Source organism: Colwellia sp. D2M02, from assembly GCF_018860755.1.
Lineage (GTDB): Bacteria > Pseudomonadota > Gammaproteobacteria > Enterobacterales > Alteromonadaceae > Colwellia > Colwellia asteriadis.
Window position 1 is genome coordinate 1 of record NZ_JAHKPW010000048.1, and the last position, 5,687, is coordinate 5,687.

At 38.4% G+C, this 5,687-nt stretch carries 5 protein-coding genes and 1 pseudogene; 5 read left to right on the forward strand and 1 reads right to left on the reverse strand.

Features of this window, described 5'->3' with window-relative positions; genetic code table 11:
• The 5 genes from KO495_RS07935 to KO495_RS07955 form a co-directional block, all read left to right on the forward strand.
• A partial coding sequence (locus tag KO495_RS07935) for a TetR/AcrR family transcriptional regulator (RefSeq protein ID WP_252738872.1) occupies window positions 1-628 on the forward strand: 628 nt, incomplete at its 5' end.
• A gap of 106 nt (window positions 629-734) precedes the next feature.
• Window positions 735-890: a DUF2938 family protein gene (locus tag KO495_RS17730; protein ID WP_354668374.1), complete on the forward strand. Its 156-nt coding sequence runs from the start codon at window positions 735-737 to the stop codon at window positions 888-890.
• 152 nt (window positions 891-1,042) lie between these two features.
• Window positions 1,043-1,717, forward strand: a complete 675-nt coding sequence (locus KO495_RS07945) for a VWA domain-containing protein (protein ID WP_215979875.1) — start codon at window positions 1,043-1,045, stop codon at window positions 1,715-1,717.
• On the forward strand, window positions 1,717-2,436 hold the full coding sequence (locus tag KO495_RS07950) for a PP2C family serine/threonine-protein phosphatase (RefSeq protein ID WP_215979876.1): 720 nt from the start codon (window positions 1,717-1,719) through the stop codon (window positions 2,434-2,436). Before KO495_RS07945 ends, KO495_RS07950 begins: the two co-directional genes overlap by 1 nt.
• Window positions 2,429-5,131, forward strand: coding sequence for a hypothetical protein (locus tag KO495_RS07955; protein ID WP_215979877.1), 2,703 nt, complete (start codon window positions 2,429-2,431; stop codon window positions 5,129-5,131). Before KO495_RS07950 ends, KO495_RS07955 begins: the two co-directional genes overlap by 8 nt.
• Window positions 5,132-5,299: 168 nt before the next feature.
• On the opposite strand, the pseudogene KO495_RS07960 reads toward KO495_RS07955, so the two are convergent.
• Window positions 5,300-5,587, reverse strand: a pseudogene (locus tag KO495_RS07960) (integrase core domain-containing protein); the annotation flags it as partial.
• Between the last annotated feature and the right edge of the window lie 100 nt (window positions 5,588-5,687).

Sequence of the window (5,687 nt, forward strand, 5' to 3'; positions counted from 1 at the left end):
TAGACAAGTCGTTCTACTTCTGTCAACATATATCTCAACTGGAGAAAGTAATATGAATGATAAAAAACTGCTGCTAATTAACGTGGCTTTAAAACTCTTTTACGCTCGCGGCATTAATTCTATTGGTATCAATGAAATATTAAAGCAATCTGGAGTCGCTAAAAAAACCCTGTATAACCACTTTGCCAGTAAAGAGGAGTTGGTTTTGGCAACACTCCATTACCGCGATATGATTTTTTGTCAATGGTTTGAGTCTATACTTAATGATCAAAGCACAGGCACTGATGCAATGCTTGCAATATTTTATGCTCTAGATGATTGGTTTAATAACAGAGTGATCGAGCTTGACGAATTTAAAGGTTGTTTTTTTATCAATACCGCTGCCGAATATGGGGATCATAACGCCCCTGCACGCCAACTATGTAAAGCACACAAAAATAAAATTAAGGTATTGATACAAGCAAAACTGTCTTTGTTTATTAAAAATGAAGATCTGTGTCAGCAGTTAACACAAACTCTTTGTTTGCTTAAAGAAGGCGCAATAGTTTCAGCCTCGGTCGAAGGCGATGTTACTGCCGGATTAAAATGTTTACCAATAGTGCGTCAGTTAATCAAGGAGGGGTGTTAACAAACCCTTTTATTAAGGCGCTTTTCTAATTTTTCAGCTAGCAACTCGCAACATTTTATTAAACTGCGGGCAAGGCGTAGCATATAGCTTTTGAATAGCTAAGATTATTTCTCCTGATTTGCTACTACAGCCTTGCTTAGGTTTAGGAACTGCGACAAAAAAGCCTAAACCTAACATCGCCCGTATACGTAGTTTTATTACACATCGAATAGCTGGCTTAGGGTTTTACCTACCGACCATAATCAATCCTCTAAGCATATAGTAGTAATAAAAAATAATATGGAAGCAATGAAGTTAATTGACGACATTACTTGCTATAGCATTGAGACATCAAAAGGTTTTTTAAAATATCGTTAGAATTCATTAACTTTTTTTGATTTAATAAGCTTTTACTCTAAATGGATTTAATTTCAAATGTCTAATAATGCTATTCCTGGTGTTGAATTTATCGATAACGCCAATCAAAGAACTCCTTGTGTACTCGTTTTAGATGCCTCAGGCTCTATGTCTGGTGAGCCACTTAAACAGCTTAATCTTGGCCTTAAAATTTTTGAAGAGCAATTAAAGAGCGACCTCTCAACCGCATTAAGAATACAAGTATTGGTGTTAGCTGTTGGCGGTCATGACGATGTTGAAGTTTTACAACCTTGGGTTGATGCCGTCGATTTTAAAGCGCCAACCATTAAAGCTGGTGGCTTAACACCGTTAGGTGCCGGTATGGACGCTGCATTGACTGAAGTACAACAACAAAAGTCGGTGTATGATAGCAATGGTATTTCCAGCACTAGACCTTGGATAATTCTCTTATCTGATGGCTGCCCAACCGATATTGACTGGGAAAGATCAGCAAAAGCATGCCGTCAGGCTGAGTCAAATAAACAAGTTGTTGTTTTTCCAATTGGTACTGAAGGTGCAGACTTTGAAGCCTTAAGCCAATTTTCAAATAAGTCAGCTAAAAAATTAAAAGGTTTAAACTTTAGTGAGTTGTTTGTGTGGTTAAGTCGTTCTATGGCGACGGTTTCTGCTAGTGTTCCCGGGCAAAAAGTTCGCTTACCTGCTCCTGATGAATGGGCAGAGGTTGAAATTTAATGTCTACACGTTTTTTAGGTAGCGCAATTACCGGAACGTCTCATCTTTCTAAGGATATTCCTTGCCAAGACGCTTGGCAAGTAACCAAAAACTCAAGCGGTGTTGTGGCTTGCTTGTCTGATGGTGCGGGCTCTGCAGTACATTCTCACATTGGCTCTAGACTATTAGTCGATACCGTTTGCCAAGCTTTAGCTCATACAATATCAACGGATGAAAATACGCTAAGCCGTATTGAAGGCGCTATTAGTCAAGTCAGAGATGAGGTGAGCAAACAAGGACCATTATCTGATTATCACGCAACCTTATGTGGCATAGTCACTAATAATAATGGCAGTTTAGTTTTTCATATTGGCGATGGTTTAATTATTGGTATTAATCCCGATGATTGGTCTGACTTTGTGGTGAGTGAGCCTGAAAATGGCGAGTTTGCCGAAACAACTTACTTTTTTACGCTACCTGACTGGCAATCACATTTGCGCTATATTTGTGCCCCTGAGCGTTACAAACTTTGGTTTTTAATGTCTGATGGTGCTGCTAGTTTTTCCGCGTTAACCAACCCTTATCGTCCAACAGAAAATTTTTTATTACCTGTACACCAATACTTAAAAAGTGTTGATAGCATTACTGGCGAACAGGCGTTAGCTAATACCTTAAAAGATCCTCGTACTGACGTTATTACCAGCGATGATAAAACCTTAGTTTGGCTGTTTAATGAGTAATAACGTAAACCTGATCTACCTTGATGGCAAGACCCAAAAAATACGCTACAACAAGAAGGCAATTAGCAGTGGTGCTGATGGCACTATTTATGCGAGTGTTGATAAAAAATTAGCTTTAAAAGTTTATCATGATCCGCTTAAAGATAAGCAACGGCAAGATAAATTGTGGCAAATGTTATCTCATGCTCCCAAAGGCAACGGCTTTTGTTGGCCAGTAGCCATACTTAGTGATCAGAAGAGTAATTTCATCGGCTACGCGATGCCATTACTTGATTTGAGCCACTGCCATACGCTTGAAATGTTACTCTCAAAGCGCTTACGCTCTTCTTTAGGTATCAGCGAAAGCTATCAATTTAGAGTAAAAGTTGCGGTTAATTTAGCCCAAAAAGTAGCTGAATTGCATCAACTTGGTCATCATATTATTGATTTAAAGCCAGCTAACTTGTCATTTGATCAACGTAACGCAGAAGTAGTCGTTCTCGACTGTGACGGCTTTTCTATACAAGGTAACAACAAGCAATTTCTGGGGCATCAATACACCGCAGGTTATATTGCCCCAGAAGCCTTTGCTGCCCAACTTGCTCCTGAAAAGTTAGGTGAAGCACAAGACTTATTTGCTTTAGCTGCGATATTGTTTCAATTGTTAAATAATGGCTTGCACCCTTTTCAAGGCGTTTCAAAAGGCGGTAAGTCACTTCCTACCGATAACCAAGCAAAAATTACCGCTGGCCTTTATGCTTACGCTAAAATGCCACATAAAAAAATAAAGCCGTCTCCGTGGAGTATACATGACGATTTTCCTGATGCTTTACTACAAGCGTTCAGCCAAAGTTTAACCAGTACTCATCGCATAAAAGCCAGTGCATGGCAGCAGTTACTAGCAAAGCAGAGCCTCAACCTTAAGGTCTGTCAACAAGATACCAGCCATAGTTATTGGCAAAAAAATTGCCCGCATTGTAAGCTAGGTCAAACCAGAGCCAACATACAACAACAGGCAAAAACTCAGAAGAAGGCAACAAAAAGAAAACACCAAACAATTAATAGGCAAAACTTATCAGCCGGTAATGTAGTGGCAAGTGCTCCTTCACAAATGGCACCCTCAACATTATTATTTGTAATTTCCGCCATTATTTTTATTGTGGTTATCTTTACCTCGATAGATTTTAATTCTGCCCCCACTAGCGTAAATGTACCTAAAAAAGAAGTTAAACAACGCGAAATTTCGGCTGTCAGCTCAGAAATATCTACCTTGAGCAAAGCACCTACCATAGCAGTAGCTAATTCATTATCAGGTAATATAACTTACCGTGAAATAAAAAGAGGGTTTCAATCTAAAGCTAATAAATTAGCTGAAATACCTTTTCATCAATTCACTCGTTTTGACTCATCATCTAATTTTCCATTACTAAATTACTTCCCTTTTGGAGTGATATCTCCAAGTAGCTCAGCTGAGATCAGCTTAAAAACGATTAATTTTGAAATGATGGGAAAGGAGCTAGGCCAACTTAAAAAGCAGAACGATAGACTATACCGATTAAATGATTGGCAATACGATAATAATACTGAAACTGCCTATGTTTATAAATGTAAATACAATCCGAGTATTTGTACTGGAGTTAGCCAAGTAGGTATGGGTGAAGAAGTTACCTATACGTTTAACTCCTTCAGTGCTGAAAGAATATTAATGGAGAATACGACAGAAAAAACAGAGCATAGTTATCGTCCTTGGCGATTTAGTTTAACGTCTTCGGGCAAAAAATTAATAATGGCGAGCAACTTCGAGTTAGTGGTTTATGATGTTAATAACCCTAAAGAGCCTTTATTAAAGCAAAAATTACCAACCAAGTGGCAAGGTTGGCATATTACGCGGTTGTTAACGATTGATGGAGGTCAACGATTACTACTGTCTTTGGCAAAAAGCGAAAAATACGGTGTAAACTACCAAGGATTTGTGGTTGAACTCACGTTAACTGATGGTTCATATCAGGTAACAACTGACTTTTCGACCTTACCTAATGCTAACTCAATGTCGGGCGTAGATATTGCGACGAACTTATCTGGTGATATTTTAGCGATAGGAGAATACGCAGAAGAAGAAATAAATAATGATAAATATACCTTTTTTGGTGACCCTGTTGAAGTGGCGCTAGCCTACCCGATGATCAGCTTGTGGAAAAAAACTACGTTGGGATGGCAGCCAATAAGCACTCCTAACGGAAAAACTATGCGAATCACACCAAAACAAAGAAAACCAACAAAAGTATTAGTTAAAGTACCGGCAAGTATTAGTAACGCTAAAGCACAGATGTCATTTATGCGAAACTCTAAACTCTTCAATGGATTAGGCTTAAATAGAGGTTTTAAGCTAAATCAAGCCGGTGATACCTTATTAACCGGCATTGATGCAAAAGAGCAACGTGATACTATATTTGCTAAAGCGTTTATCTATAAATTAGATGCTTCGACGAATAGCCTAACACTAAGCGCTAAGCTGGCGAGAAGTTATAGATCTTCTGACAGCTCAAACGCTGAGAGCTTCGATACAAAAAGAATCGCCCACTTAAGCTCTACCCTATCAAACGATGGTAAACAGGCGGCACTTGGCTGGTTTATGTTCTCTGATGTTAGATCCGCGGATTTAAAAAAGACTTTCGCGGCTCAAGAATATAAACTTGATCTTTTTAATATTAACTAACGTACTTTATAAAGAAAATTGTAAATAACGTGAAAGGAAGTTTAAAATAGCTTACTCAACTAGATAAACCGCATAAACGGTGGCACTAACCCTCATTTCTCCTACACTAAAATGTAGTAGCTCAGACCTGATCTGACAGTTACCCGATTTTTAGGGTGCTTTGTCAGCTTAGATTTGAGCTAAATTCTTTTCAGCCCAAATCGATTTTCCATCAAGTAAAGTTTCTAACGGAGTTCGTCCACAGCACTTTTTACCTTGATGAGTTCTTTCATTGTTATAGTAATCCATCCATTCGTCTAGATCTTTTTGCAATTCCTCCATCGTTGAGTAGATTTTTTTCCTAAACGTTATTTGATAAAACTCGTTTAAGATCGTTTTATGGAACCGTTCACAGATCCCATTTGTTTGTGGTGACATCGCTTTTGTTTTCGTATGGTCAATATCATTAATTGCCAGTGAAGTGGTCAAGTAAAATTGGCCACAGTTTTAGAATTTAACCAGTATATTCTTTCTGACTCATTTGGACTTAAACCAGCATTATACCGGTGTGGTCTAG